Source organism: Rhodococcus sp. ZPP, assembly GCF_017656075.1.
Taxonomy (GTDB): domain Bacteria; phylum Actinomycetota; class Actinomycetes; order Mycobacteriales; family Mycobacteriaceae; genus Rhodococcus_F; species Rhodococcus_F oxybenzonivorans.
In genome coordinates this window covers 432,279-458,564 of record NZ_CP058639.1, presented here as the reverse complement: position 1 = coordinate 458,564, position 26,286 = coordinate 432,279, and the positions used below count along the sequence as shown (strand labels likewise).

General features: G+C 66.8%; 19 protein-coding genes and 7 pseudogenes. 8 read left to right on the top strand and 18 right to left on the bottom strand.

The annotated features are described in order from the left end of the window. Positions 1-58 precede the first annotated feature (58 nt). From HYG77_RS33415 to HYG77_RS33370, 11 genes and pseudogenes are all read right to left on the bottom strand, one after another. Complete coding sequence (locus tag HYG77_RS33415) at positions 59-1,900, bottom strand: GAF domain-containing protein (RefSeq protein WP_244461531.1); 1,842 nt, start codon at positions 1,898-1,900, stop codon at positions 59-61. 114 nt (positions 1,901-2,014) lie between these two features. After that, positions 2,015-3,259 carry a bifunctional 3,4-dihydroxy-2-butanone-4-phosphate synthase/GTP cyclohydrolase II gene (locus HYG77_RS33410; protein ID WP_208963907.1) on the bottom strand — a complete coding sequence of 415 codons (1,245 nt, stop codon included), beginning with the start codon at positions 3,257-3,259 and terminating at the stop codon, positions 2,015-2,017. Positions 3,260-3,264: 5 nt separating this feature from the next. Next, positions 3,265-3,759, bottom strand: a complete 495-nt coding sequence (locus HYG77_RS33405; RefSeq protein WP_208963906.1) for a flavin reductase family protein — start codon at positions 3,757-3,759, stop codon at positions 3,265-3,267. A 62-nt stretch (positions 3,760-3,821) separates the two neighbouring features. Then, on the bottom strand, positions 3,822-4,919 hold the full coding sequence (locus tag HYG77_RS33400; protein ID WP_208963905.1) for an LLM class flavin-dependent oxidoreductase: 1,098 nt from the start codon (positions 4,917-4,919) through the stop codon (positions 3,822-3,824). Between the two features lie 47 nt (positions 4,920-4,966). Further along, positions 4,967-5,386, bottom strand: a complete 420-nt coding sequence (locus tag HYG77_RS33395) for a nuclear transport factor 2 family protein (protein ID WP_208963904.1) — start codon at positions 5,384-5,386, stop codon at positions 4,967-4,969. A 173-nt stretch (positions 5,387-5,559) separates the two neighbouring features. Next, the gene (locus HYG77_RS33390) at positions 5,560-6,285 is read right to left on the bottom strand and encodes an SDR family oxidoreductase (protein WP_208963903.1); all 726 of its coding nucleotides are present in this window, start codon (positions 6,283-6,285) and stop codon (positions 5,560-5,562) included. Further along, positions 6,282-7,082 carry an alpha/beta hydrolase gene (locus tag HYG77_RS40155; RefSeq protein ID WP_244461530.1) on the bottom strand — a complete coding sequence of 267 codons (801 nt, stop codon included), beginning with the start codon at positions 7,080-7,082 and terminating at the stop codon, positions 6,282-6,284. The genes HYG77_RS33390 and HYG77_RS40155 overlap by 4 nt, the downstream gene beginning before the upstream one ends. Positions 7,083-7,307: 225 nt before the next feature. Beyond that, positions 7,308-8,246 (bottom strand): annotated as a pseudogene (locus HYG77_RS40150) (LLM class flavin-dependent oxidoreductase); the annotation flags it as partial. 72 nt (positions 8,247-8,318) lie between these two features. Beyond that, complete coding sequence (locus HYG77_RS33380) at positions 8,319-9,956, bottom strand: long-chain-fatty-acid--CoA ligase (RefSeq protein WP_208963901.1); 1,638 nt, start codon at positions 9,954-9,956, stop codon at positions 8,319-8,321. Next, positions 9,953-10,993 (bottom strand): LLM class flavin-dependent oxidoreductase, encoded by a 1,041-nt coding sequence (locus HYG77_RS33375; RefSeq protein WP_208963900.1) that lies wholly within the window; start codon positions 10,991-10,993, stop codon positions 9,953-9,955. The genes HYG77_RS33380 and HYG77_RS33375 overlap by 4 nt, the downstream gene beginning before the upstream one ends. 123 nt (positions 10,994-11,116) lie before the next feature. Then, positions 11,117-11,869 carry an SDR family NAD(P)-dependent oxidoreductase gene (locus HYG77_RS33370; protein ID WP_208963899.1) on the bottom strand — a complete coding sequence of 251 codons (753 nt, stop codon included), beginning with the start codon at positions 11,867-11,869 and terminating at the stop codon, positions 11,117-11,119. A gap of 279 nt (positions 11,870-12,148) precedes the next feature. Here HYG77_RS33370 and HYG77_RS33365 point away from each other — a divergent pair. Together HYG77_RS33365 and HYG77_RS33360 are read left to right on the top strand one after the other, a co-directional pair. Next, positions 12,149-12,530: pseudogene (locus HYG77_RS33365) on the top strand (4-hydroxyphenylacetate 3-hydroxylase N-terminal domain-containing protein); the annotation flags it as partial. 421 nt (positions 12,531-12,951) lie between these two features. Beyond that, positions 12,952-13,353 carry an SPW repeat protein gene (locus HYG77_RS33360; protein ID WP_244461470.1) on the top strand — a complete coding sequence of 134 codons (402 nt, stop codon included), beginning with the start codon at positions 12,952-12,954 and terminating at the stop codon, positions 13,351-13,353. Between the two features lie 1,008 nt (positions 13,354-14,361). Here HYG77_RS33360 and HYG77_RS33355 read toward each other — a convergent pair. From HYG77_RS33355 to HYG77_RS33345, 4 genes and pseudogenes are all read right to left on the bottom strand, one after another. After that, the gene (locus tag HYG77_RS33355; protein ID WP_208963898.1) at positions 14,362-16,200 is read right to left on the bottom strand and encodes an FAD-dependent oxidoreductase; all 1,839 of its coding nucleotides are present in this window, start codon (positions 16,198-16,200) and stop codon (positions 14,362-14,364) included. 647 nt (positions 16,201-16,847) lie between these two features. Next, positions 16,848-16,961 (bottom strand): annotated as a pseudogene (locus HYG77_RS40145) (DNA starvation/stationary phase protection protein); the annotation flags it as partial. A 54-nt stretch (positions 16,962-17,015) separates the two neighbouring features. Continuing rightward, positions 17,016-17,246 carry a hypothetical protein gene (locus HYG77_RS33350; protein ID WP_208963897.1) on the bottom strand — a complete coding sequence of 77 codons (231 nt, stop codon included), beginning with the start codon at positions 17,244-17,246 and terminating at the stop codon, positions 17,016-17,018. Positions 17,247-17,306: 60 nt separating this feature from the next. Further along, positions 17,307-17,534, bottom strand: a complete 228-nt coding sequence (locus HYG77_RS33345; RefSeq protein WP_208963896.1) for a hypothetical protein — start codon at positions 17,532-17,534, stop codon at positions 17,307-17,309. Positions 17,535-17,800: 266 nt separating this feature from the next. Between HYG77_RS33345 and HYG77_RS33340 the strand changes: the two genes are divergently transcribed. Beyond that, complete coding sequence (locus HYG77_RS33340) at positions 17,801-18,394, top strand: TetR/AcrR family transcriptional regulator (RefSeq protein WP_208963895.1); 594 nt, start codon at positions 17,801-17,803, stop codon at positions 18,392-18,394. A gap of 187 nt (positions 18,395-18,581) precedes the next feature. Here the strand turns inward: HYG77_RS33340 and HYG77_RS40140 are convergent. Continuing rightward, a pseudogene (locus tag HYG77_RS40140) lies at positions 18,582-18,665 on the bottom strand (peptidase); the annotation flags it as partial. On the opposite strand from HYG77_RS40140, the pseudogene HYG77_RS33335 reads away from it, so the two are divergent. Beyond that, positions 18,660-18,974 (top strand): annotated as a pseudogene (locus HYG77_RS33335) (peptidase); the annotation flags it as partial. The pseudogenes HYG77_RS40140 and HYG77_RS33335 overlap by 6 nt on opposite strands. A gap of 494 nt (positions 18,975-19,468) precedes the next feature. Here the strand turns inward: HYG77_RS33335 and ygiD are convergent. Next, positions 19,469-20,314, bottom strand: a complete 846-nt coding sequence (gene ygiD, locus HYG77_RS33330; RefSeq protein WP_208964251.1) for a 4,5-DOPA dioxygenase extradiol — start codon at positions 20,312-20,314, stop codon at positions 19,469-19,471. A 616-nt stretch (positions 20,315-20,930) separates the two neighbouring features. On the opposite strand from ygiD, the gene HYG77_RS33325 reads away from it, so the two are divergent. Together HYG77_RS33325 and HYG77_RS33315 are read left to right on the top strand one after the other, a co-directional pair. After that, positions 20,931-21,539 (top strand): NADPH-dependent FMN reductase, encoded by a 609-nt coding sequence (locus HYG77_RS33325; RefSeq protein ID WP_208964250.1) that lies wholly within the window; start codon positions 20,931-20,933, stop codon positions 21,537-21,539. A 795-nt stretch (positions 21,540-22,334) separates the two neighbouring features. Then, a pseudogene (locus HYG77_RS33315) lies at positions 22,335-22,942 on the top strand (hypothetical protein). Positions 22,943-23,422: 480 nt separating this feature from the next. Here HYG77_RS33315 and HYG77_RS33310 read toward each other — a convergent pair. Continuing rightward, positions 23,423-24,857 (bottom strand): annotated as a pseudogene (locus tag HYG77_RS33310) (wax ester/triacylglycerol synthase family O-acyltransferase). A 510-nt stretch (positions 24,858-25,367) separates the two neighbouring features. Here HYG77_RS33310 and HYG77_RS33305 point away from each other — a divergent pair. Together HYG77_RS33305 and HYG77_RS33300 are read left to right on the top strand one after the other, a co-directional pair. Continuing rightward, positions 25,368-25,541, top strand: a complete 174-nt coding sequence (locus tag HYG77_RS33305; protein WP_208963893.1) for a hypothetical protein — start codon at positions 25,368-25,370, stop codon at positions 25,539-25,541. Then, a complete protein-coding gene (locus HYG77_RS33300; RefSeq protein ID WP_208963892.1) occupies positions 25,538-25,912 on the top strand; it encodes a hypothetical protein in 375 nt (124 codons plus the stop codon). Before HYG77_RS33305 ends, HYG77_RS33300 begins: the two co-directional genes overlap by 4 nt. Positions 25,913-26,286: the final 374 nt, after the last annotated feature.

Below are 26,286 nucleotides of genomic sequence, written 5' to 3'. Positions count from 1 at the left end.
CAGTTTCCGCATGGCGTTGTGGATTCCTACAACGCTCTCTGGGTAGTGTCCGCGCTGGTCAGTGGGCTGCGAAGTCGAGAATTTGGAAGGCCAGGCGCGCGGAGAGCAACACGTCGAGGCTCGTCGGGTCCAGGCCGGTCAGTTCCTTGACCTTCCCCATTCGGTACCGCACCGTATTCTCGTGCACGTCCAGTGCGACAGCGGCGCCTTGCACGCGTCCCTCGGCCGCGACGAAGGCGCGCCACGTCTCGAGGAGCAGTCCGTCGTCGGCGCCCTGGACCACGTGGACGTAGTCGTGGGCGAAGCGGACTGCTTCCTTGACGCGGCCCGAGCTGACGACCACGCGGAACAGTCCGAGTTCGGTGACGTCGAGGACGCCGTCGGACCACTCGAACGATCGCGCAATGTCGGCGACCTCGCGCATCTCGCGCGCGGCAGGCGGGAAGTCGGTGACGTCGCGGCACACTCCGGAGATGACGGTCGTGCCGGTCGCGAGGTGTGGCTGCAGCGAGGTTCGCACGTGTCCGACTCGTTCGCGGACGGTCCGGAGTTCCTCGGCGGAGCCGCCGGCGGGCAACGGTATGAGCACGATGATGCTGCCGGGCAGCTTCACCGCCGCCGGTTCCTCGATGCCCAGGATCTCTCGGAAGCGGCGAGTGACCAGCCGTTGCGCCGCGGAGGCGGTCATCCGCGGATTCGCCGAAAGAGTGAACCGAACCAGCATGTGGGGATGGGTCAGATCGATGCCGAACTGCGGGCCGCGGCGCAGCAGGTGTTCCTTGTCGCGGGTGTTGCGCAGCAGGTCGGACAGGTAGTCATCGCGGGCCTGCCCCTGGGTCTCGATCTGCCGGCGTTCGGAGAGGATCTGCAGCGAGAGAACCGTCGCTCCGTGCTCGGCGAGGTTCGCATCCACGGTTTCGAGCGACCGGCCGACTTCGACGATACCGAGGTATCCGTTGGGTTGGCCTTCGATCACGAGACGGCACATCAGGTGCCGACGACCGAGCCCGACGGACAGGGTGGGCGGCACCACCGCGGACGGCCGCTCCGGGCTCAGCGCCGCGAGTTCGGCCTCGACCGACGGCATGCCGCGGATCTGATCGGAGATCACCGGGGGACGGTCGAGACCGAGTGTGGCGGGAGCAGCCCAGGCGAGCACCCGGAAATCCTCGTCGTAGAGCACGACGGGTTTGGCCGACAGTTCACTGAGCAGTGCCACCACGCTGTGGATGTCGGCGCCTTCGAGGACGGCATTGGTGAGCTTGCGGTGCACGTCGGCGAGGTACGCGAGTGTGTTGCGGCTGCGGGCAATTTCCGACGCCTGGTTGCGCAAGCGGACGTTGAGCATCGCTTGGCTGATGAACAGCGCGCTGAGCTGCGCGAACATCTCAGCGATCTCGATGTCTTCCTGGGTGTAGAGGTGCTCGCGGTCCTTGTTGTCGACGAAGAGCAGTCCGATGACCTCACCGTCGAACACCAGCGGGACGCCCAGCATTGCGTGCACCCGCCAGTGCTCCATAGTGCGCCGGTGTGGCCGCGGATCGTTGGTGACATCGTCGATGAGCACCGGTCGCGCGGTGTCGATGACCTCCCGGCTGAACCGGTCGCCGGCGACGCCCGACTCCTGTCGTTTGACGGCCTCGGTGATGTCTCCTTCGTCGGAGCAGTGACCTGCGGCGCCGCGGAAGCGGCCGTCAGGCTTCTTGAGGTAGAGCGACGAGCGTGACACCCCGATCACGCTGCAGAGTTTCACACACACCGAGCGCAGCAGCTGTTCGAGGTCGGCATCGCCGATGGCCTCGCCGGTGATCTCGGCGAAGGCGGTGATGACATCGCGTTCGCGTGGTCGTCCGGTCGGGGACAGCGTCGCGTCGCCGGTAGCGTCGGGATGCGGAGTCATCGTCTCGGTACCCATGCTCCGCAGCACTGCCATGCTTTGTCCCTCATTTCCGCGGATGCAGTCGCTGTATCCCTACCCTGCCGCCTTTGTGGAATATCACAACGTACCGCCTTCTCAGGTAGCGATTACTGTCGGGAGGGCGGTATCGAGGTCGTGTCCCATTCGGTCCCGCTTCGCGCGCAGGTACCGCACGTTGTGGGCGGTGATCACGGTGGGGAGCGTCACGCGGCCGACGATGTCGATCGAATAACCCTCCAAACCGCCAAGTTTGCTCGGGTTGTTGGTGATCAGCCGCATCCGGCGGACGCCGAGGTCGGCGAGGATGCGTGCGCCGACACCGTAGCTTCGTGAGTCGTCGGGCAGCCCCAGTGCGCGGTTGGCATCGACGGTGTCGAGTCCCTGTTCCTGCAGTGAGTAGGCGCGGATTTTGTGAGCGAGTCCGATCCCACGCCCTTCGTGGCCCCGCAGGTATACCAGCACTCCGCATCCCTCGCGGGCGATCTCGGCGAGGGCTCGTTCGAGTTGGGCTCCGCAGTCGCAGCGCAGGGAGCCGAGGATGTCACCGGTGAGACATTCGCTGTGCACCCGCACCAGCACTCCGTCCGGTGTGCGTCCTGCGGCCGCGACGTCGCCCATCACCAGCGCGAGGTGTTCGGTCCCGTCGAGGACCGACCGGAACGCCACCGCCCGGAACTGACCGAATTCGGTGGGCATGGCCGATTCGGCGACGAGTTCGACGAATGGTTCGGTTGCGGTGCGGTAACGGACCAGATCGGCGATGCGCAATATCGGTAGGTCGTGCTCGCGGGCGAACTCGATCAGGTCGGCGCCGCGGCGCATGGAGCCGTCCTCGGCGACGATCTCGCCGATCACTCCCACGTCACCGACACCGGCGAGCCGAAGCAGGTCGACGGTCGCCTCGGTATGGCCGGCGCGTGCCAGGACCCCGCCCTCACGGGCGCGCAGCGGGAAGATGTGGCCGGGTCGGCGCAGGTCCGCGGGCACCGTCGTATCGGCGGCGAGAGCGCGCACCGTGGCGGCTCGGTCTGCGGCGCTGACGCCGGTGCCGGTGGAGACGTGGTCGACGGTGACGGTGAAGGCGGTGCCGTGTGCATCGGTGTTGCGTTCGACCATGAGCGGGAGGTCGAGTGCGTCGGCGCGGTGCGTCGTCATCGGCGCGCAGACGATGCCGGTCGTATGCCGGACGATGAACGCCATCTGCTGGGTAGTGATCGACGCCGCGGCTGCGACGAGATCGCCTTCGTTCTCACGGTCGTCGTCGTCCACGACGACGACCATGCCGCCGGCGGCGAGGGTCTCGACCGCGAGTTCGACATCCTGGGCGGGGGTCCGTGGCATGGCGGCTACTCCTGTTCTGCGATGTGGGTGCCGAAGGTGCGCAGGTGATATGTCAGCGGCGGGTGATCCACCCGATCGGCGTGCTCGACGCGCCCGAGAACGACGACGTGGTCACCGCCATCGACCAGCCCGGCGGCACTGCATGCCACCCACCCGGGGACGCCGTCGATGCGGGGCACACCTGCGGACAGCGTCCATCCGATGCCGTCGAACTTGTCGATGCCCTTACGGGCGAAGGTCAGGGCTAGGTCGTCCTGACCACGGCCGAGGACGTTGATTCCGAACCTGCCGTGCTCACGTATCACCGTGAGCAGGTCGGAGCCGCGGTCGAGGGCGACCAGGACCATCGGAGGGTTCACCGACAGCGACGCGAAGGCGCTCACGGTGGTGCCGTGCGGGCGGGCATCGTCCAGTGCGGTCACCACCGTAACCGGGGTGCACACGCTGGCCATCACATCGCGGAATTCGATGGTGAAGTCTCGAGTGGCAGTGGAATTCATATTGTCCTCCGACGGGATGGGAAAGGCGGTGCCCGGTGTGCCCGGGCACCGCCCAGCTGGGGTCAGGCGCTGGCCGTAACCGGTGCCTTCATCTTCTGGAGCTCGGGGACTACCTTCTCGCCGTAGAGTTTCAGTGCCTTCTCGGCCTGGTCGATCGGCATGCCACCGAACGCGAAGGCGGCGTTGGCGAAGAAGTCACCGATCTTCTCGTGCCGGGCCGCGTACTTCTCGACGATCTGTTCTGGCGTGCCGTACACGTTGGCCTCGACGTAGGCGTCGGCGGCGGCTTCCATGCCGGCTTCGCGGATCATGTCCGCGCCCACCTGGTAGGTCTCGTAGCCCTTCGTGTTCCGCCAGTGCTCGCCGGCGAAGTCGTAGTGCTTGATGACCGACAGGAAGTAGCGGGTGGTGTGCGCGTAGGCGAGTCGGCGTGCTTCCTCCTCGTCCTCGTGGCAGACCACGAAGTCCTGGATGACCGGCGGCAGCGGCTCGGTGCCCCAGCGCTCGCGGTAGAGGTCGCGCCACCGGGTGATCGTCTCGACGTGCTTGTCGAACTCGAACTGCATGAAGGTCATCATGCGCACGCCGAGATCGGCGATGACCGGTACCGAGTCGGGCGACATCGCGGCGCCGAACAGACGGTCGCGTCCCCACTCGTACGCCGGGTTCGGGGCGGGGCGGATCTCGACCCGCGACTGCGGGTAGAACTCCCCGTCGGGGTTGTCGACGACGCCGGTGCGCAGGCCCTCGATGGTCATCTTGGCGCCTTCGATGAAGCGTCCACGCGCCTCGTCCATCGGGATTGCGAACGCGTCGTATTCCATCTTGGCCAGGCCGCGGCCCATGCCGTACAGGGCGCGACCACCCGACATCATGTCGAGCATCGTCATCTTCTCGACAACGCGGACGGGGTTGTTCCACGGCAGGATCACGGCACCGGTACCGAGCTTGACCGTCGAGGTGCGTGCCGCGAGATACGACATGATCTGCATGTTGTCCGGACACATCGAGTAGTCGTCGAAGTGGTGCTCAGCGGACCAGACGGCGTTGAAACCGTACTTTTCCGCGGCGACGCCCATTTCGAGCTCGCGGACGAACACCTCCTGATCACTGACGTTTTCGTGGTAGTTCTGGAAGACGAGCAGCATTCCGACATCCATGGATGTATCTCCTTGCGTAAGAGGGTGAATGGGGGAGTGGTTCGGGATCAGAGGAATACGGCCCGCGTGTGTTCGGTATCGAGGAACTCCTTGACGGACTGAATGAGTCCGTCTCGGACCTCGAAGACGAAGTGGTAGAGGTTGTTGTAGACGCGGCCGTTGTTCATCTCCGAGTACGACTCGGTTTCCACGGCGACACGGTCGCCTTCGGCGGTCCACGCAAGTGGGGTCAGCGCGATCGCGCCGGACTTGGTGTTGGCGGACAGGCCCGAGAGCATCTCGCGGAATTCCTGCTTGGTCTTGGTTCCGGAGATTCCCTCGATGGTGCCGGCCACCCACCAGGTGGCGGTGGGGGCGAGGTAGCCGAGGATCGCCTCGACGTTGCCGGTGGAGAAGACCTCCATGAATTCGGTGACGAGCTTCTTGTTGGCTGCTTCGAGGCTTCCAGTATTCGCGACGTTGTCCATGTGAGCTCCTTGGAGAGAGGAAATTCGGACGAATCCTGCAGTATGGGAAGGACTGACGAATCCTGCAGTATGGGAAGGACTTCCGAGCTGCTGATGTCGAGAGTAGCCGGGCCGCTGTGGTGTGGGTCACGCCGTCTTTCGGGTCGTTGTAGGCCGCTACAACGGCTCGGAGGTCAAGAGCGGGAGCTGAACGAGCTCATCAACCCGCCGTCGGTGGCCACGATGCTGCCAGTCATGTAGGTCGAATCCGCGACACCTACGATGACCTGCGCAATCTCTTCGGCACGGCCGGTACGGCCCATCGGGATCGCCCCGACAAGCCGCTCGCGCGCACGTCCGGTCAACGCCGAGGTCATGTCGGTATCCACGACCCCGGGGATCACCAGATTCACCCGGATGCCCCGTGGGGCCAGCTCGACGGCCAGCACCTGCGTCAATCCGCTGAGCCCGGCCTTCGCCGCGCCGTAGGCGACATCTCCGGGAAAACCCCGGAAACCCACGACGGCACCGACATTGATGATCGACGCGCCGTCCTGCAGGCGAGGGACCACCGTGCGGGCGAGTTCGAACGCCCCGGTGAGGTTGGTGGCGAGCACCTCGTCCCAGTGCGCACGCGAAAGGTCCCCGATCCGGCCGCCGCGATGCACGCCGGCGGCGTTGACCACCACGCCGAGCGAACCGAACGTCTCGAACACCGTGTCCACAGCGAGCCCCAGGGCGGCAGCGTCACTGATATCGGTGGGGATCTCCACGACCCGCTCGGGGTGCGTCCACTGCTCGGTGGCAGGCTTGCGGGCGAACACTGCGACCCGGTCGCCGCGCGCGGTGGCGTTCTCGACGACGGCGCGACCGATGCCGCGGGATCCGCCGGTGACCAGCCAGGTCTTGGGTGTGCTCATCGGTTCAGGAATCCTGTCAGCTCGGCGAGGTAGCGATCGCGCTCCTCGAGGAACGGTGCGTGGCCACTGGAGGTGAACTCGACGACCTCGGCGCGGTGGTTTAGCGTGGGCACGGCTTCGGCGGCGGAGAAGGGGACGAACGCGTCGGCGCGGCCGTGCAGCAGCAGGATCGGTACCTCGAGCGAGGCGATTTCCTTGCGTAGATCCACCGTGGCCAGATCGCGCAGTGAATCGTCGCCACGTGGGCCCATCGCCATGAACATGTCCCAGATCGAATCGAGCACGGCCTCGCCGGGATTCTCGGCGCACACCGCGGCGGCGACCCCGCGGAAGGTTTCGGCGCGGTTGGCGGCAGCCGACGCCAGCACGGCTTCGACGTCGGCGACGGCACCACCGTGTGGCCAGTCGTCGGTCGCGGTGTACCGCGGGGAGGCACCACCGGTGAGGACCAGCGCCGAGGCCCGGTCGCCGAGCTGCGCGACCGCCGCGGTGGCGACGGCGCCGCCGAGCGACCAGCCGTTGACCACCGGTCGATCGAGGCCGAGATGGTCGACGAGCCGGACGATGTCGGAGGCCAACGCGGCGATCGTGACGTCGTCGAAGTCCTTGTCGGAGCGGCCGCAGCACCGCAGATCGACGGTGACGACTTCGTTTCCGTTGGCAAGCAGCGCCGGGAGCGTGGTGTCCCAGGCGCGGGTGGTCGCGCCCCAGCCGTGGACCAGGACGATCGGCCGACCTTCACCGCGGTGGTGTTCGAAGTAGATGCTGCGGTCGTTCTCGACGGGCAGAAATCCCATGGTGTCCTCCTGTGCGAGTAGGGAAGTGGGGTTGAGCAGATGAGAAGAGGTGTGGGGCACCGGGTGGTCACGCAGGGCCCGGGGCACGACGGGTTCGCGGTCCCGGAAGCGGGGGATGATGTGTTCGGCGAACAGTTCGAGCGAGCGCATGACCTTTTCGTGCTCGAGTCCGCCGAAACGCATCCAGCAGATCAGGTGCTGCAGGCCGGTTTCGTCGTGTAGGGCGTCGATCTGCCGGATCAGCCCGTCGGGGTCGCCCACGTAGACGACGCCGCCATCGCGCAGGCCCTCGACGGTCATGCCGCCGGCCTCGTCGGTTGCGGTGACCAACTCGGCGTACCGCTCGTACGTCGGCGGCACCTCCGGGCCCTGTGGAACCGCAGCGAGAGCGGCGTCGAAGTACCAGGTCAACGCGTCGCGGGCGTTCTCTACCGCGGTCTCCTCGCTGTCGGCGAGGTGGATCTGCCAGTTCATCGGGAAATCGAGATCGAGGATGTCGCGGCCGTGATCGCGCAACCGGCGTTTCGCGTCGACGACGAACGCGTTCAGTTCGGGCATCGTCATCAAGGTGGGGGTGACCAACATGTTGTAGCCCTGGTCCGCGGCCAGGTCGAGGGTTTCGGGGCTGATCGAGGCGATGTAGATCGGCGGGGTCGGGCGCTGCACCGGGGTGGGCCGGCAGTCGACGTTGTCGAGGTGGAAGTGCTTGCCGTGAAAGGAGAATGGCTCGCCGACCGGCTTGCTCCACAGTCCTCGCACGATTTCGAGAGCTTCGACGAACACCTCCCGGCTCTCACCCTGTCTGTCGCCGACGCCCATGTTGTGGAATTCCTGCGGCTGGTAACCACGTCCCACGCCGAAGTCGAGGCGCCCACCGGAGAGGACGTCGACCATCGCGTAGTCCTCCGCGATGCGCACCGGCCAGTCGAAGGTCAGGTTGCTCACCGCGATGCCGATGCGCATCCGTTGGGTGCGTTCGGCGATCGCCGCGGCGGCGACCTGCGGCGAGGGCATCGACCCGTAGTCGGTGCCGTGGTGCTCGGCCAGCCATACCTCGTCGAAGCCGAGCCGCTCGGCGTAGGAGATCTGTTCGAGCATCTCCCGGTAGGCCCGCGCAAAATCGTGGTCCGGGCACTCCAGGACATAAAAGATTCCGAACCTCACGGTGTTCCTCCTCGTGACGGCGGATGCCCCTCTGCGGCGGGCCGGTGCAACCGACGCTAGAGCGAGGCGGCCTTACCCGAGAGAACCCGCGACCGAACCGTTGTGGGTATCCACAAAAAGCTGGTCCTCGACCGCACCGCGCAGGCGCTTCTTGTCGAGTTTGCCCACGCTGGTGCGGGGCAGGGACTCGACGATCTCGATGCGTTCGGGCAGCCACCACCGCGGGACGAGGGCAGCGAGGGCATCCAGTACCCCGGCGGAATCGAGGGAGTGGCCGGTCTCGGGAACAACGAACGCCAAGGGGCGTTCCTGCCACCGCTCGTGCACAACCGCGATCACCGCTGCCTCCGCGACGTGCGGAATCGTCGTCAGGGCCTGCTCGAGCGCGAGCGAGCTGATCCATTCACCGCCGCTCTTGATCAGGTCTTTCGCCCGATCGACGATGGTCAGGTAGCCCTCGGCGTCGATGGTTGCGATGTCGCCGGTGCGCAGCCAGCCGTCGACGAACGCCTCGGGGTGCTCGTCGCGGAAGTAGCGTTCGGCCACCCATGGACCGCGCATGAGCAGCTCACCGCTGTCCACTCCGTTGTGGGGAACTACAGCACCGTCGTCGTCGATGAGCTTCCACCGCAGGCCGGGCAGTAGACGGCCTTGCCGTCGGATGTAGTCGTAGCGTCGCCGCGGATTGCCGTCGGCCGAGCGGGGCGGGCGCGCGAAGGTGCCCATCGGAGACAACTCCGTCATGCCCCAGCCCTGGTAGGCCGGCACCCCGAGATCCTCTTCGATGCTGCGGATCAACTCCGCAGTCGGAGTCGAACCGCCGAGCACGAGCGCGCGCAGACACGTCAGGTCGGTACCCGAGGCGAGCGCGTGACGGACCAGATCGACCGCGACCGTCGGCACCATGCCGGTGTAGGTGACCTGTTCGCTTTCGAGGATCGCCACGATCTCCGGCACTGCGGGGTGAGCTCCGGGGAGCACCTGGTTGGCTCCGGTCATCAACGCGGCGAACGGAATACCCCAAGCATTGGCGTGGAACATCGGCACGACATGGCAGACGGTGTCGCGCTCGCCGATCGCGTGCCCGTCGACCAGGCATGCCGTGAACGTGTGCAGGTACAACGCCCGGTGCGAATATCCCACGCCCTTCGGTGACCCTGTTGTCCCGGACGTGTAGCACAGTGCCGCGAGGTCGTTCTCGTCCCGAGGCACCGGGTCGGTGAGCGGGTCGGCCGCGGCGATCAATCCGTCCTGGCTCGGCAGCGCGGCACCGTCGCCGTCGGTGGTGATCACCGGCATGTCGGGTCGTCGCGCCCGCGCGATGTCGAGCAGGGGAAGTAGCGAGGTGTCGGCGAAGACGATGCGGTCGTCGGCGTGGTCGACGATGTAGGCGATCTCGTCGGGTTCGAGCCGCAGGTTGACAGTGTGGAGCACGGCACCGGCCAGCGGGACCGCCAGATACAGCTCGAGATGGCGGTAGTGGTTCCATGCGAGGGTTGCGACGCGGTCGCCGGGCCGGACCCCGAGGTCGACCAGCGCCGCAGCCAGCCGGAAGACTCGGTCCGCGTAGTCGCCGTAGGTGTACTCGAAGGTCCTCTGGCCGTCCTGATATTGCGTGATCGTTTTCGCCGAGAACAGCTCTTGCGCCCGGAAGAGGAAGTCGGTGATCACCAGCGGACTGCTGGAACCGGGCGACGGTATTGGGGTCATGCGGAAACCTCCTGCCGGGCGGTGGCGACCGCGGCGCGTACCTGTGGAATCACTTTGGAGGTGAGCAGTTCGATGCGCGCGGAGCCGCTGTCGACCGGCTCGCCGGGCAGTTGCGCCCAGAAGTGCACGTCCTTGATCTGCGGGCGGGATGCCAGCAACGCCGTGAGTTCGATAACGGCGGTGTCGACATCCCACAACGTGAAGGCGCCGGCGTCGAGGAGGTCCTGCGGTGTCGCGAAGGTGGGAGTGGACTCGGGCGGCCCGAAGGCCCCCATCTCGATATATCCGTTGATCTGGTACAGAGCGTGCTCACCGATGCGGGCCCATTCGCGCTCGGGGTCGTCGGCCACCACCGCCCACTGGCCGGCGTAGATGCGACCGTCGTCCCGCGACCGGCCGACGCGCTCGAGGGCATCGAGATACATCTCGTGGTGCGCATTCTGCGTGCTCAGATACCCGTCTGCGATCCGCGCGGCCCGCTCGATGGCCGGTTCGGCCATCGCGCCCACCAGAAGGCGTGGGATGGATTCCGGTTGCGGAGTGACCGGGAGCGCTGGGAAGTCGAATCGTTTGCCGTGGAACTCGGCGGGTTCACCCGACCACGCGCGTCGGATCAGATCGATGCCTTCCTCGAGCAGGCTGGGCCGGTTGCGCAGGGCGCGTCCGAAGGCGGCGAACTCCGGTTGCCAATAGCCCTGCCCCACACCGAGGTCGAAGCGACCACCCGTGAGCAGCGACAGTGTCGCGGCGTCTTCGGCGAGCCGAATCGGGTTGTGCAGTGGGGAGACGATCAGGTTCGTGCCGATTCGCATCGATTCGGTCCGGGCTCCGATTGCGGCAGCGAGCACGAACGGCGACGGGGTGTACCCATCCGTCATGAAGTGGTGTTCGGTCAGCCAGACCGACTCGATTCCGCGGCTCTCGGCCCACGCAATCTGCTCGAGACTCTGTGCGTAGAAGTCGGTGAAGGTGCGCGGCCATCGCGCCGGGTTTCGGAAGTCGTACCACAGGCCGAAAGTGCAGTGCTGATCGTCCACGGCGCATCTCCTCGGATTTGCTCACATTGGTCATCGGTTATGTCGTGGATCACAGAATGTCGTGCTCGCCCCGGCCGGAGAAGAGGTCGGAGCGAGTGCGATTGTCGGTGGGCACAAACTCCGTCAGAAGTTGCCCTTGGCCGCCCAGCCACCGTCCACCGGGTAGATCTCGCCGGTGAGGAAGCTGCCCTCGCGCATGAGGTACGCGACCATCGAGGCGATCTCGGACGGCTGACCCAGGCGCCGGACGATGTGGGCATTGGCGTTCGCTTCGCGCATCTCGTCGGTGATGTCCGCGAGAATCGGGGTGTCGATCGTGCCCGGACAGATGGCGTTGATGAGAATGTTCTTGTCTCCGTACTCAACCGCGGCCTGCTTCGTGAGGGAGATGACCCCGCCCTTCGCGGCCGAATAGGACGCGAGATTCGGCAAGCCACGCAGCGCCGCCATCGACGAGACGTTGACGATCCGTCCACCGCCGCGCTCGATCATGTTCGGAATCACCGCCTGCATGCCCAGCCACACGCCCTTGAGGTCGGTGCCGATGACGTGATCCCACGCATCTTCGGTGAGCCCGACGACACTGTCCTCGCTGAGCATGTTGACCACACCCGCCACGTTGGCAAGCAAATCGACGCGGCCGTGTCGCTCGAGCACTTCGCGTCCGGTCACGGCCCAGTTGCTCTTGATCCGCACGTCGAGCACGTGCGCCTCGGCCTTGCCGCCGGCGGTGACGATGGCATCCACCGTGCGCGCCGTGTCCTGGATGTCTGCTGCGATCACCGTCGCGCCCTCGGCAGCCAATCGTTTCGCGGTGGCCTCCCCGATGCCTTGTGCAGCACCGGTGACGATCGCAATCTTCCCGTTCAGTGACATCTCTGACTCCCTCTCATGTGGTGAGCAAACTTGCGCGAGCTGGTCGAGTCTCGCCGTGAAAATGTGAGTCACACGCGGTGCACCGCAAAGGGAAGGCCCAGTGGGTGACTAGGCACTGTGAACCCCGCCTGGCGGGGTAGCCCTCGTTCAGGTGCACGTGACCGGCAATGCCTAAAGCGCCACGATACGAAGCAGGCGTGTTCTAGGGCACATCTTTCTGTACAGCATTTGGAACAAATTACAATCCGAATTCCGCCAGGCACGGGAGACAGCAGAAGCGTGAGGCTGGTCTGCCGCAAGTCCTACACCCAGCAGGCCGCCGTGATCGGCAGCCCGTCGTTCGACTACCCGCTGACGAGCCGGATGGACGAGAACGACACCATCTCGTCTTCGGTAAAGCTGTCGTGCCGTGGGAGAACGTCTTCGTGTACGGCGACGTCGACAAGACGCCCTTCTTCCTGTAGTCCGGATTCCTGCTGGACTACACCGGCAAAGATGCACCCGTCGCGCTGCGAAGCTCTACGTCACTGCCGGCCTGCCGATGAAGGCCCTCGACGCCACCGGAGCGGGCGGCTTCCGCAGCGTGCAGACCCGCGTGGACGATGTGATCGGCTGGCGAAACCTATTCTGGTCACGCACCGTATCGATGGTCCGTAATCCGGAGCCGTGAGCCGTGAGCCGTGGGTGGGCGACACGGTCATCCCGGACCGAATACCGCCTGACCTAGATTTCGAACCAACCCGGATGGGCGCGAGACGCACTACGACTTCGCCCTCGATCCCGTCCAACCCTGAGAACTGCCCTGAGAACGGAACACCATGCACGCCCTGATGGTCTCCTACGGCCAACCTACCGACCCCGAAGCCTTCCGCATACCGGCTCACATTGTCAGCACGGTGTCGTGATCCCCGCGGGCGACGGCTAAGGTGTCGGCGACATGTCCTCGCCGTGGTGGCGTCGTGTCGACCGTCTGCCTTTCGGTGCCGAAATCTCATCACCGGAATATCGCCTGGCCGTGGAGCGCTACACTTGACATAGCTACGATACCCGTAGCGTATCTTAATGTGGGAGGTGCCTGAACAATGACGGCCCAAACAATGACGATCCGGAATTCGTGGTCGGGATGGTCGGCGATGTTCCTCGGTGTTGTCACGATGTCGGCGTCGTGGTGGGCGGACACCACGCCCGTTGGTGCGGGGCTCACCCTGGGATTCGGTGCGTTGGTGACTATCTATGCGGCGTGGTCGCTGATCGCGCGGGATCCCACGAAGGATCACTGGGCGCTGTCGGTGGTGGGGTTGGCGCTCTTCATTGCGCCGTGGGTCGGGTTGTTCGCCAGTGACGGTGCGGCCTGGACCGCGTGGATCTGCGGCGCGTTGATCATGCTGGTTGGCGGCGGCGCGTATCTGAGTGACGAGTCGGCCAACGTGACCGAACAGGTGCAGGTGCACAATCGTGCGAGCTATGAGGCGTCGATCCGATGAAGCCCGGTCTCGCGGCGGCCGGTCGTCGCGGGAACGCGAACGCTGTACACGGCAGGAGGGACATCGGTCGATGTCCCTCCTGCTGTGTGCCTCAGGGACGCCGACGACGACGGTCGACTGCGCCAGGACCGCTGCCTTTGACCGATTGGTTGACTGCGTTACGAGGAACAAGAACGGTCCATGGGGAGTGATGGTGCGTCGAGATTCGCGAAACAGCGACGTTAATTTCAGCCGCGTCCAGGTGAATTACGAACCTATCGTCGAGCAGACGTCTTTGCTGGTCCCGCAGGGTAGTTCGACGAATTCCATCAACATTGTGTCGGAAGAGTGTCCTTGCGGGCAGGGTAACTTCGATCGAACGCGTCATCGCCCCGCTGCAGGAGCCGGCCAGCCGTCGACCAGGGGCCGGCGCAACGCAGTCGGCAAGCCGGGAGTGGTGCACCCCGGCCGAGCGCTCCGTCGATCATCGTGATCGACGAGGGTGGTCCGCTCGCGGAGTGCCGGCTTGGTCGGCGGACTCGATGAACGTGGCCCTTTGGGTGCGGTATTTCGGTGAGTGTTTCCTGGGGTGGACTGCCGCCACCGGTGATTTCGGTTCGGTTCGGGGAGGGGTGCGGGCGGCGCGTCGGCTATCTGAGGCGGGACCGTGGCCGTGTCCGAAACGATCCATACAGCGGAAGTCGACCCTCGCCGTGGTGCATCCGAAGACCGATCTGATCACCCCGATTCGGAGCTGAGGATTGGGTGACAGTGCTCATCGGGTGAACTGGTGTTCTCAGACGAGCTTTCGTTGCAGTTGCGCTGAGTCGAGCAGAGGGGTGTGCCCCTATGAGATGGGCAATGCGGTTTCGCAGGGGTAGGTTCTTCTCGGTTGGCTGTGTCGTGGGCCGGGGACTTACCAGGACGAGGGCACACGATGGGTCATGCGAATACCGGCAGCGAATGCTGTTGCCGGGGAAGGGGTTACCTCGACCGCCGTCTGGGCGGTCGAGGCCATCCATGAGATGCTCAGGCGTCCTTGTGACGGTTGGCTGCTTCGCGTCCTGCCAGGTAGCCGAAGACGAGCCCGAGGGAGATCGTTCCGCCGGCGCCTCCGTAGAAGCCCTTCGTGGGTGCGCCACCGGAATTGCCTGCGGCGTACAGGCCTGGGATGATGTTGCCTTCGGTGTCGAGCGCGCGCCCGGCTGCGTCGGTCTTCGGGCCGCCCACGGTGCCGAGCGCGCTGGCCTTCACCTCGAGCGCGTAGTACGGGGCGGTGTCGACCGGTCCCAGCACGCTCGACTTCGGGCTGTTCAGCACGGGTCGGATGATCTTCGCCAGGGGCCCGACCACGAGGGAACGGACGCGTTCGGGGTCGTTGTTCTTCGCTACCCGCCGGGCGAGTTTGCTCACGATCGGACCGATCGCCGCGGCGATGCCCTTGCGGGCCTTGGCGGCGGCGGCGGGGAACCGGGCGTCGGGTGAGTTGTTGCCCAGCCGGGGATTGTAGGCGCCGAAGTAGCGGTCGAACAGCGTGTCACCGCGGTGGAACTGCGGGTCACGCGCTCGTGCGGCCTCGGGATTGAACCGGTCGACCGTGCGGAGCAGCCCCGCCTCGTCGACCCCGATCGTGCATGCCAGCTCCGACAGGGTGCCGGCACGGTGGAGGTAGTCGGGCACCTCACCGCCCGGCGTGACGCTGAAGATTCCGTATTTCGTCCAGTAGTTGTGGTCGAAGATCAGCCACGCCGTGGCGTTCGGCATGGTGCCGGTCTCCGGGTCGACCTCGCGCATGATCTGTCCGAACTGGTCGTAGGGCAGGGCCTCGTTCGCGAAGCGTTCGCCCTTGGTGTTGACCATGATGCTGTGCGGCAGCGCGCGTTCGCCCAAAAACACTCGAGCGAGTGGGCGGCCTTCGAGCTCCTCGCCGGGCAGCTGCACCCCGGGCATCCACCAGGCGTCGTCCATGCCGGTCAGATCGGCGCCCACTTCCTGGGCCAGCTGCACCGCGATGCCGTCATGGCCCTTGGGGGAGACCTGCACGCCGAAGGGTGCGTCGAGGTAGGTGGTGGTGATGTCGGTTGAGCTCTCGAATCCGCCGCTGGCCAGCAGGACGCCCCTGGTGGCGCGCACCGTGTGCTCGACGCCGTCCGGCCGGACGACGATCCCGTGCACCCCGGACCCGTCCGTGATTAGCCGGATGGCGGGCGTCTCGACGCGTACGTCGATGCCGTTGCGCAGGCCCGCCTCGAGCAGGGCTCCGATCAAGGCCGGTCCGGCGAGCCAGACGTCGTCGATGCCGATCCCACCCAGTAGCCAGAACGGGAGCGGGTTCTTGGCCATGCCCGTCGCCAAGGCTGGTCGCACGAACTTCGCGTTCTCTCCCAGTCCCTTCGGGGAGTAGGGGCCGGGGAACAGTGCCCGGCCGACGGACGCGCCGTCGATGTCGGATCGGTAGTCCGGCCAGATCGTCGGGATCCACCCGAAAGGGGTGTGCTCTTCGATGAACCGGGCGACGTGCGGTCCGGTGTGAAGAAACTCCTCCACCAGATCGTGGTCGAGGAGCTGGTCGCGGCCTTGGCCGTAGATGTACCGTCGGGCCTGGTCCAGGTCGTCGTGCACCTTCAAGGCCTTGGTCGAGAAGCCGTGGTTGGGGATCCAGGCGGCACCCGCCGAGATCCCGGTTGCGCCTCCGACGATCTCGCGGGACTCGACCACGAGGACTCGTGCGCCCTCCTTGGCGGCGGTCAGTGCCGCCATCAGGCCGGCGCCGCCGGACCCGACGATCGCCACGTCCACCTCCTGGGGGATGCCCTTCTGGGACACGGTCCCGATGGAACCACTGTGCTGAGTCGAACTGCTAACCATGATCCTCCGTACTGTGAGTTTCGGTCGCACCCTTCCGGATCGGAAGGATGCGACACCTATATTTAGTTGAAAGATCAATCATGCTGGCCTATTTCCGTGTGAACCTGGCCCTGCGAAGGCCACTCGGACTCTTACTGGGAACGGTGCCCTACCGGCTCCGTGCCGCTCAGGGCTGACATGCTCATCTGCCGCGCGTCGAGCGCCCCCGTTGCGTCGACAACTGGGCGGGGCGAGGATTCGGCTGAGCCGATCCTGTTGACAGATCGAGACCCCGAATTGATCACGATTCGTCGCGACGGGAGCGTAGGGTAAGCGCGTCTGGGCAATGTGTAAGACGCTGTGCCCGACAATATTTGGGTAACTCGGTTTCGGGTGTTGTCCGATCGGCAGTGGGAAGCGATGCCGCCGGGACGTGCTTGATGATCTGCACGGAAAGGGCGAGAACGTCTTTCGCCCAGAGGGCAACCGTCCAAGCTAGCCGCAGTCGGCCCAGGCCGGTCGGATGGTGGAGAACCTGCCGCGCAGCGCGGCCAGGAGCCGGTGAGCGGGGTCGGGATCCTTTGCGATCGTTGAGGAATTGCTGACCGAGGCAACCGGTGCCGATCGTTCGTCGCGGCTCCACTTCGTTCGCGTACCGGCTGGCGGAGCTATCCGCTGAGCAACTGTCCGAGCCGACGGCGCTGGGCAGATGGTTGCGCGCTCTGGGCCTGCCACATCCAGTGCAGTTGCTCGAGTCGAGCGGTGATGCCGATCAGCAGGTCCAGCTCGTCTGCATGACTGCATTCCTGCGCGTCGACATTCGTGCACGCAGGACGTTACTGCGACAGTCTCACCTGGTTCGAACTCGACGAACTGACTTCTGCGGACGGCGGGGTGGGGAGGGTTCCGCCCTCGTTTTCCCATCGATCGAGTTGTTTCGCTTCGGGCGCGGGTCGGGAGGACTCGAACATGGCCTCGATGTGGGACTTGATGTCGACGGTGCTCATCGATCCGCCGTAGGCGACGGATCCGTAGAGGGTGTGGGTGGGTGTTCTCGACAGGTTCATTGCGGGGTTCCTGTTGTGGGTGGGCAAGATCCGGGTTGTGGTGGTGCCAGTGCGGGTTTGTCAGATCATCCGGGCCGCCAGGATGACGGCCGCGAACATCAGCAGGGCGATCAGGGCTCCGGTGGTCACCGACCGGGCGACGACTGCCGCGAACGCAGAGGTCGGCGCCGCCGCCGCGACCGCGATCAGCGGCACCACCGGTGACCGCGCCTCGCGGCCGGTGGTGGGGTTGTGTGCGTTCGTCGCCGGCAGCCGATCTGCTCGTTCGAGTGCGGATGTGGGTGTCATCTCCTGCTCCCTTCTCTGAAAGCGCATGTCGGTGGTGACGTCACTCCGGCCCCGGCGACCGGGTGGGGTCGTTGTTCCCCTCCGGCGGGCGGCGACGGCATCGGGTGGCGAACTGCGGGCCACGCCCGAGAGTTCGCTACGATACGATCAGCGTAGCGAATGATTCTGAGGGTTCGCTGAGCGTCTCCCACCGGCCACCCGCGCGGTGAGAACGCCCCGCCGACCCGAGAAAAGAATGTCCACGACCCGAGAGGACGCGACAAACGATGCCCACGACAGACGGTCCACCGCCGCAGGCCCTGCCGTACGCGCTGCGCGGACAACGCAGCGTTGCCCGGATCATCGAGGCCACCCTCGACTTGTTGCGCGCCCAGGGCCCGCAACGGGTCACCATCGACGCAGTGTCCGCACGCTCGGGTGTCGCGAAGACCACCATCTACCGGCACTACCAGGACCGGGCGCAGATGTTGCGGGCGGCGCTGGCGGCCGCCGTCGACGAGGACGCCCCCCGCATCCCGGGGGACCTGCCGATTCGGCAGCAACTGCTGTGGATGTTCGACGACACCCGCCGGGTCCTCGAGGAACAAGCCGGTATGGGGACGATCGCGGCGATCCTGACCGATCAGGACCCCGAGTTCACCGACCTGTTCCGCGCCGTCACCGCCGCCCGCCGCCGCACCATGATCGATGTTCTCGACGCCGGTATCGCCGCCGGCGCCCTTCCGTCGGACCTCGACACCGATCAGACCATCAACATCATCATCGGCTCCTACCTCGCCGCGGCGCTGCGTCACGGCACCGTCGCCGGCGACTGGGCCGACCGACTCCTGCGCACCCTGTGGCCTGACCTGGCCGAGTAAAGAGCGCCGATCACCGCGTCCCGCGACCGCACTAGAGCGGCGACGGCAGGCGGTGATCGGCACGCACCGAGAGCGAACTCTGTGTGTCGCGGGCATTACGTTCCCTGCGTACTTCGTACGCCACTGTGCCGGAGGACATTTCCGATCACCGCGCGGGCCGGCGAGCGTCGCCACCTGTTCCAGGCCTCGCGGCCAGCACCACCGGGTCGACCGTGGCCTGCGGCATGGAGCCGTGTCTACCCCGGTCGTGGACGGTGATCCGAATGCTGTCGACAACGACCCGGAGAACGCCACCCGGGTCGCGTCCCCGTTCGGCGAGCATTTCGGTGATCGCAGCCGGGTGATGCCGATGCAGACTGCGAGTGAGGATTTCAGCGACATCCCGACCGCGCTCGGTGTGCCGTGCACGTATTGGGGTTTCGGCGGCATCGACCCCGACACCTACCGCGAGGCAGAGCAGGCCGGGCGGGTATCGGAGGACATTCCGGTCAATCATTCCGCGTCCTTCGCCCCGGTGATCCAACCCACCCTCGACACCGGCACCGAGGCGTTGGTCGTCGCCGCACTCGCGTGGCTGTGACCCCGGCGGCGTGCGCTGCCGCGACACGGGTTTCGGTGCCGACCTGCACAACTTCAACCGGGAGTCCTGGCATCGACTTCACGGTCGGTGAATGCCGGCACGTCGAGCGCGTATTCGACCGCGACGAAACGGCCTTCGGTGCTGTCGGTGTCGGCTATCACCGGCCTGATCGACTGCCTGCGCACACTCGCCGAAACCGACGAGGAACGTAGACCGCGCTTCCCGTGCTATCGGGTGTGGTGGCGTAGGGGAAGCCCGATCCCTGGTGTTCGTCGTCCGGGTACTTCGCCTCGGGTAGGTGTCCCGCGGGCATTCGAGGGCGGGGTGGAGTCACGGGCCGACGTCGGGATCGACGCGGTAGCCTCCCTTCACCACCGCCCGACCTACTTCATGGGGTCCGCCGATGGGCCACGTTCACAAGCAGATGGATGTGCGGATCCGGCGAGGCCAGCCGTTCCGCGCTGCACCTGCTGTGGTGGTATCGGTCGCCGCTCTCAGATGTTGGAGGCATCTGGTGGGAGTTCTGCCGGCGGCAGGGGGGATCCGCCCAGTTCGGGGGTGTTCGGGCAGGGGAGATCGATCGTGTAGGCGGTCATCGACAGTGAGCCGTATGCGTAGCCGTCGACGAGGACATCGATGTCGGGTTTCGGTGAGGCGGCTGCGAGCCCGGCCAGATACAGGGCGGGGATGAAATGGTCCGGAGTCGGTACTGCCTGGGCGAAGTCGCGGTGGGCGTCGAGTGCCGCGAACTCGGTGGGGTTGGTGAGCATGCGGGTCTTGGCGTCTTCGTTGAATCGTCTGGCCCAGTGGTAACCGTCGTCGGCGAGTGCCCAGTTCATGCCGCGGAGGTTGTGGACGATGTTGCCGCTTGCCATGACGAGTATGCCGCGCTCGCGCAGCGGGGCCAGCTTCGCACCGAGCTCGAGGTGGTAGTCCAGCGGTTTGTCCGCGTTGATGCTCAGTTGGACGACGGGGATGGTGGCGTCGGGGAAGGCGTGGACGAGTACGGACCAGGTGCCGTGGTCGATTCCCCAGCTGTCGAGATCGGCACCGATCCAGGTGGGGTGGACGGCGTCGCTGATCTCGGTGGCGAGTTCGGGCAGTCCGGGTGCGGGGTAGTGCACGTCGAACAGCTCCGGGGGGAATCCGTAGAAGTCGTGGATGGTGCGCGGGCGCGGCATGGCGGTGACCGCGGTCGCGTTGATGTACCAGTGCGCGCTGACGACCAGGATCGCGCGGGGGCGGGGCACCGCCTCCCCGAACGCCTTCCATGCGGCGGTGTAGCGGTTGACCTGCACTGCGTTCATCGGGTTGCCGTGTCCGACGAACGCCGCAGGCATGGTGAGGTTCGATGTGCTGCCTGTCGCTGCGTCCACGAGTTGTCGACCTTCTTCCGTCCGAGGCAATATCATTGTCCGCGACCGTCCGCGATGGTGTGGCCTATAACGACGGTGCGGGTCGAGCCACTCGAACGGGGGCGTGTCCCCGGGTCGCTGGTCGCCCGCCTCGCGTGTGGGTAGTTCGGGAACGGTGACGTCCGCAGCCTGATCACCAGTGCGGCCCTCGGAGGCGACCCGCTGTTTCCGTGCCGCGTGCCGCGGGTGGCGATTGCCGCGACTTCCCTGTCTGATTCGGACGGCGGCTCTCGTGCTCACCTGACCGCATTCGTGTCGGCCGGCGGTGACAGGGGACCGTGATGCGTGACGGCCGGGTTCTTCGCGTCCTCCGGTGCAGTGTCCCGCGGATCACGCCGCTCACCTTCACGGTTCGTGACCGCCATCTCGATCGCGCCCACGATCCAGCGAACCGGTTCGGATCCTCGCCGGCGATGACCAACCCGTCGCCCTGGGTCGAGTCGGCCCGCGAACCGGATCGCGTCGCGTTCTCGATGGCATGACGAAGTTCGGGCGCGCGGATTGGTCGATCGCCGGCGACGCGGCCTACCGAACAGGGATGATGGAGGGAATCCGTCTCCGCGCGAAGGGAACACCGGTGAGCACCTACATGGTCGGTTACATCGTCGGAAGTCTGTCCTCCACCTCGATCAACCGGATCCTGGCCACCGCGCTGATTAACCTCGCCCCGGACGATCTGGAGTTCGTCGAGATCCCCATCGGGAATCTGCCGCTCTACAGCCAGGACTACGACGCCGATTACCCGCCCGAGGGGCGGGCGTTGAAGGAGGCGATCGCCGCGGTGGACGCGATCTTGTTCGTCACCCCGGAGTTCAATCGGTCGATCCCGGGGGCGTTGAAGAACGCGATCGACTGGGCCTCCCGGCCGTGGGGCCAGAATTCGTTCGACCACCTGCCCGCGGCCGTCATCGGCGCCTCCCCGGGCGCGATCGGCACGGCGGTGGGGCAGCAGAGTCTGCGCGCGGTGTTGAGCTTCACCAACGCGCGGCAGATGACCGCCCCGGAGGCGTACATCACGTTCAAGCCTGAGATCTACGGCGACGACGGCACGATCTCCGACGAGTCGACCGCGCAGTTCCTGCGGGGGTACATGCGGGAGTTCCGCGACCACATCGAGCGGGTGCTCACCGTCCTCCCGCGCACCCGATGAGGACACCGGCGGTGCCGCGGTGCTTAACAGGTGTTTGTCGGGTCTTCGGCCACTGGTCGTCGCCACTGCCAGTGGAGTTCGTCCCGGGAAGTTCCGAGTGGAGCCAACCGGGGCCGCCCACAAATACCCTATCGATCGCTGGAGGCAGTGATGACTGACAGTGACGGGCTGATCGGTGCGTGGAAACGGTTGTCGTAAGGCGATTCCGGTGGATGGGTCCGATTCGTCCGAGTCGCTGGGAAATGAGCCGCGCGGCCTGATCTTCTACACGCCCGACGGCTACATGTCGGCGCAGCTGTCCAAACCCGACCGTCCGAACTTCACCTCGGGGGACTGGTTCGCTTGGCGTGGACAGTGCACGGCAGTGATCCTCCAGCCACCACCAGACCCGCGGCAAACGGGGACATACACGTCAAGACAGCTATACGCGTGAGTACCCTGCCGCGCCCGAACTGTATTCGTGCAGTTCGGGTCGCCGAGGACTCCCGCCCCGCACCATCGCGTTGACGGATCGTGACCCGCCTGTTCGTGATCAACACCGGTGACCCGCGGTCCGCTCGTCGCGCGCTCCCCATGCGCCTGTTCGCGCCGCGGGACGCATACGGCCCGTTCGACTTCCACCCGGGCCGGGCGCTACCGGTGTGTGCCCCGCCCCGCGGGGTGGGCGGAGAACAATTGGGTACGCAGTGGCTGCGGCCGCGGGCCGTCGACGCCCGCCGGCGGTGGACCGCGACGGGTCGGCCACCGCGATGCACTTCACCGAGGGGATATGCGTCCCCGCGGAGGAGGCATCCAATGCTCATCCAAGTCATCCAGGGAAAGGTTTCGGATCTGCCGCGGCTGCGCGAATGCATGGACCGCTGGACCGACGAACTGCAACCGGGGGCCACCGGCTACCTCGGGTCCACCTCCGGCACCCGTGAGGACTGCGCGTACCTCGCGCTCGTTCGGTTCCTCTCGGAGGAGGCGGCCCGCCGCAACAGCGAGCGTCCCGAGCAGGGGCGCCTGATGGGCCGAGACGGAGCGGTGCTTCGACGGCCCGGTCTCGTTCATGGACTGCCCGGACGCGACCACGTGACTCGGCGGCGGCTCCGACGATGCCGGGTTCGTGCAGATCATGGAGGGCCACACCACCGACGCACAGCGGCTGCGGGAGCTTATGATCGAGGCCGGCGACAAGCTGCCCGGGGTGCGGCCCGAGATTATCGGCGGCACGTTCGGCTCCGCCGGCGACGGCGGATACGTCGAGGCCGTGTACTTCACCACCGAGTCCGAGGCCCGCTCACACGAGAAGATCACCGTCCCCGACGACCTGGGTTCGCTGTTCGAGGAGGAGGGCCCGCTGATGGGCGCAGGTCGACTACTTCGGCCTGCGCGAGCCGATGCTGGTCTCCGCCCGGTAACGACACCCCCCGCCGCGCGGCGCACCGGGCGCTCACCTCGGGCCGCGACGACGGGGGTGCTTTGGGGCGACCAGTCCACCTTGCGGGAGGGCCGGGGCGAGATCGTCCTCGCAAGGTGAGCGGCTGAAGGAGTATGTCATCGACTGCAGGGCATGGTATCCGGTACGGGTGAAGCGTTCCGTTGGGCTGAATCGGAGCCGGTACCGTCTTCGGCGCTGCGGATCGTGTTCCCGCGCAGGTCGGCTGCGGCGCCTCCGGGACACTCGGCACGGGGGACTCGTCGATGCGATGCGATGCGATGCGATGCGATGGCAGGCATGGTGTGCGCGAGGCGGTGACGCCGCGGTGGGCGAGGCCGGATGGATGTCTTCGCGACCGGTGGGTGGTGGTGGTTGCTGCCCGGGGGAGATTCGAGGTTCCGGCGCGCTGTTCGACGACGATGTCGTCATGGTCGCCCGGCGAGGATGCCGACGGGGTGATCTAGAGGCCGACGGTGGTGTCGAGGAGGTCGAGTTCGGTGTCGAGGTGGTCGAGCATCGGGGTCAGGTCGGGCAGGGTGCGGCGGCAGCCGGTGAGCGCGAAGACGATCTGGGTGTCGTTGCTGGTGCAGGTGATGTTCAGTGCCTGCCCGGTGGTGGGGGCGGAGACCGGGTACAGGGCGTCGAGGCGGGCGCCGTTCCAGAACAGCGGTGTGTTCGGTCCGGCAAGGTTGGAGATGACCAGGTTGAACGGGGGCCGCCACGGGCCGCGGCGGCCGATCAGCATCTCGACTCCGAGTGGTGCGGCGGCGAACGCGGACATCGCCAGTGCCTGTGCGGGGCTCATCGCCCGGAGGGCGGCCTTGCCCTCGCGCATGCAGGTGCGGATGGTGTCGAGTCGGGAGGCGGGGTCGGGGAGGTGGGTGGCCAGGTTGCACAGCAGAACCCCCACCCGGTTGCCCCCGGGCCCGGAATCCGATATGGAGTGAGCGTCGATGGGGTGCAGGGAGACCGGGACCATCGCGATCAGCGGTTGGTCGGGGAGGGCGCCGCGGGCGGACAGGTAGGCGCGTAGGGTGCCGGCGGACATGGCCAGGATGATGTCGTTGATGGTGGCATCGGCGTGTTTGGCCAGTAGCCGGACGCGTTCGAGTGGGAGGGTGCGGGCGGCGGCGTGGCGGACGCCGCCGGTCGGGACGTTCAGCAGGGTGTGCGGGGCGGTCAGCGACAGTGCACCGCCGCGGCCGCGGGCGGCCCGGTCAACGGTGCCGGCCAGTGCCGGGACCAGTCCGGCGACCTCCCCGGCCGCGGCGCGGGCGGCGTCCCACGCCCTCGCCGGCAGTCCGGATCCCGGGAGGCCGGCCGTGGTTCGGTCGCCGCCGGGTGCCTGCGGGTCCGGGACCGCGAAGATCCGGGGTTGGGGTTGCCAGGGGGCGGGCATGTGCGCCGGTGCGGGTCCTCGCTCATCACCCCGCGGAGCATTCGCATCGCCGACGTTCCGTCGGCGAGGGCGTGGTGGATCTTGGTGTAGACGGCGTAGCGGCCGTCGGCGAGGCCCTCGATCAGGTGCATCTCCCACAGCGGACGGCTGCGGTCGAGCAGGGTGGCGTGCAGGCGGGAGACCAGGGTCATCAATTGGTCCATTCCGCCCGGGGCGGGCAGGGCGTCCCGGCGGAGGTGATGGCCGAGATCCACCTCCTGCTCGGGCAGAGCGTCCCAACCCCACTGACCCAACGAGATCAGGGAGCGGCGGGCGCGTGTGCGCAGCAGCGGTGCCACCCGGTCGTCGGTGAGGGCGGCCTCGAACAGCGCCCGCACGTCCGCCGCGGCCGCCCCCTCCGGCGGGTGAACAGGGTCAGGCCGCCGACATGCATCGGATGGCCGGGGGATTCGCCCAGCAGGAACAGTGAATCGGTCGGCGCCATCGGCAACAACACGCACAAACCCCCTCGTCGTGTCGACCGCACGTCCCGCGGAACGATGCTCCTCGACCAACCGCCATCCAGGTCGCGGCAACGATCCGGTCAGGTAACGGAAAGACGCGTTTCGGGTCACAAACGGGTCTCCCTGATCTACTTGTACCGCACGCACGTCCGATCGCACCAGAGGACGAAGGTCCCTATTTCCGTTGCCGCTCAGGACAACACGCTCCCACGACGAACTGGACACGCGTTCGAGTGGCGGGCGGGGCGACGCCGGTGTACAACTGTTCACCACAGCGTCTGATGTGTGATGCGGGTCCCGTTTTGGTGTGACGGGAGGGAACAGAAAGCGCATGCGTGCTCCACGATTCCCCTCGGCGTGCGCCCTCCGCCCGGCCCGGGTCGCGGAACCTTACCGGGGCCGTCCCCCCGGCCGCGGGGACGACCCGGCACCCGCGGAATCCTCCCTGGCGCAGCGCCGCTCCCTTCCGTTCCCCTCCTGCCCGTCGATGAAAGGAAGCCCAATTGGCTACCGCCTCCACTGTCGCCCCCGCCCACCGCGCCGCCGCGCGGTCGATGAGCACCGCCGAGATCAAGCGCCGTGTCGAGGCGATGTTCGCCGACCACCGTGCCGGCGAGGATCCGGGCCCCGGTCGGTCGCCCGCACGGCCGGTCACCGGCGCGGCGGCGCACCGATGACCATCCGCGGAGCTCGTGGGGCGGCGGGACGGGTGCTGTTCATCGGCACCCCGTCCGCCCTCGGCGAGGTGGCCGGGTGGGCCGGGTTTCGGCAGTGGGCGGCCGAGAACGGTCTCACCCTCACCCGCGCCCTGTCGGATACTCCGGGTGCGATCGCGGCCGCGGTGGTCACCGACGACATCCGCGCCGGGCGGTGCACCGCGGAGCAGGTGGCGCCGCTCGCCCGGGCGCACGCCGCGCAGATCCCGTGTGTGAGCGTGCACGACGCCCCCACCGCGATCACGCATCGTCTCGCCTCCGGAATCGGATGTCCGAGAGGGAAATTTGCGCCCGGGTTGGCCGCCGCGAGGACCGGCGGGAGAACGCTGTGAATGTGATCAATATCGTGCTGCTCCTGTCGCTGCTGGTCGCGGCCGGTGTCGCCGTCGCGGCCGTGCAGCAACATCACCGCTAGCGTGCGTCTCGGCGCCGGCCACGCCCGCGCCCGACCTGGCAGGCTGCACGGCAAGTGGGCCCAGGGAACTACGTACCACCCAACGGCGACGACGCCGGCGAGTGTCAGGGCGTGAATCGACGGTCCTCGGGCCGGTGAGCCGGTTCCGGCTACCCGACTCCGGACTCGGGACGGTCGGCCCGCCGGATTCACGTCACGACGCCGGGCGCCGGAGCGCGTGGGCCGCGAGTGCTGGACGGTGGTGAACATCGGCCGAGCGTGGATCGCTCACGGAGGGACCGTGTGCAGGGT

Coding starts and splice junctions, on each gene's coding strand:
- HYG77_RS33415 (WP_244461531.1), bottom strand. CDS start 1,900: ATGACTCCGCATCCCGACGCTACCGGCGACGCGACGCTGTCCCCGACC.
- HYG77_RS33410 (WP_208963907.1), bottom strand. CDS start 3,259: ATGCCACGGACCCCCGCCCAGGATGTCGAACTCGCGGTCGAGACCCTC.
- HYG77_RS33405 (WP_208963906.1), bottom strand. CDS start 3,759: ATGAATTCCACTGCCACTCGAGACTTCACCATCGAATTCCGCGATGTG.
- HYG77_RS33400 (WP_208963905.1), bottom strand. CDS start 4,919: ATGGATGTCGGAATGCTGCTCGTCTTCCAGAACTACCACGAAAACGTC.
- HYG77_RS33395 (WP_208963904.1), bottom strand. CDS start 5,386: ATGGACAACGTCGCGAATACTGGAAGCCTCGAAGCAGCCAACAAGAAG.
- HYG77_RS33390 (WP_208963903.1), bottom strand. CDS start 6,285: ATGAGCACACCCAAGACCTGGCTGGTCACCGGCGGATCCCGCGGCATC.
- HYG77_RS40155 (WP_244461530.1), bottom strand. CDS start 7,082: ATGGGATTTCTGCCCGTCGAGAACGACCGCAGCATCTACTTCGAACAC.
- HYG77_RS33380 (WP_208963901.1), bottom strand. CDS start 9,956: ATGACCCCAATACCGTCGCCCGGTTCCAGCAGTCCGCTGGTGATCACC.
- HYG77_RS33370 (WP_208963899.1), bottom strand. CDS start 11,869: ATGTCACTGAACGGGAAGATTGCGATCGTCACCGGTGCTGCACAAGGC.
- HYG77_RS33360 (WP_244461470.1), top strand. CDS start 12,952: ATGACGGCCCAAACAATGACGATCCGGAATTCGTGGTCGGGATGGTCG.
- HYG77_RS33355 (WP_208963898.1), bottom strand. CDS start 16,200: ATGGTTAGCAGTTCGACTCAGCACAGTGGTTCCATCGGGACCGTGTCC.
- HYG77_RS33350 (WP_208963897.1), bottom strand. CDS start 17,246: ATGAACCTGTCGAGAACACCCACCCACACCCTCTACGGATCCGTCGCC.
- HYG77_RS33345 (WP_208963896.1), bottom strand. CDS start 17,534: ATGACACCCACATCCGCACTCGAACGAGCAGATCGGCTGCCGGCGACG.
- HYG77_RS33340 (WP_208963895.1), top strand. CDS start 17,801: ATGCCCACGACAGACGGTCCACCGCCGCAGGCCCTGCCGTACGCGCTG.
- ygiD (WP_208964251.1), bottom strand. CDS start 20,314: ATGCCTGCGGCGTTCGTCGGACACGGCAACCCGATGAACGCAGTGCAG.
- HYG77_RS33325 (WP_208964250.1), top strand. CDS start 20,931: ATGGAGGGAATCCGTCTCCGCGCGAAGGGAACACCGGTGAGCACCTAC.
- HYG77_RS33300 (WP_208963892.1), top strand. CDS start 25,538: ATGACCATCCGCGGAGCTCGTGGGGCGGCGGGACGGGTGCTGTTCATC.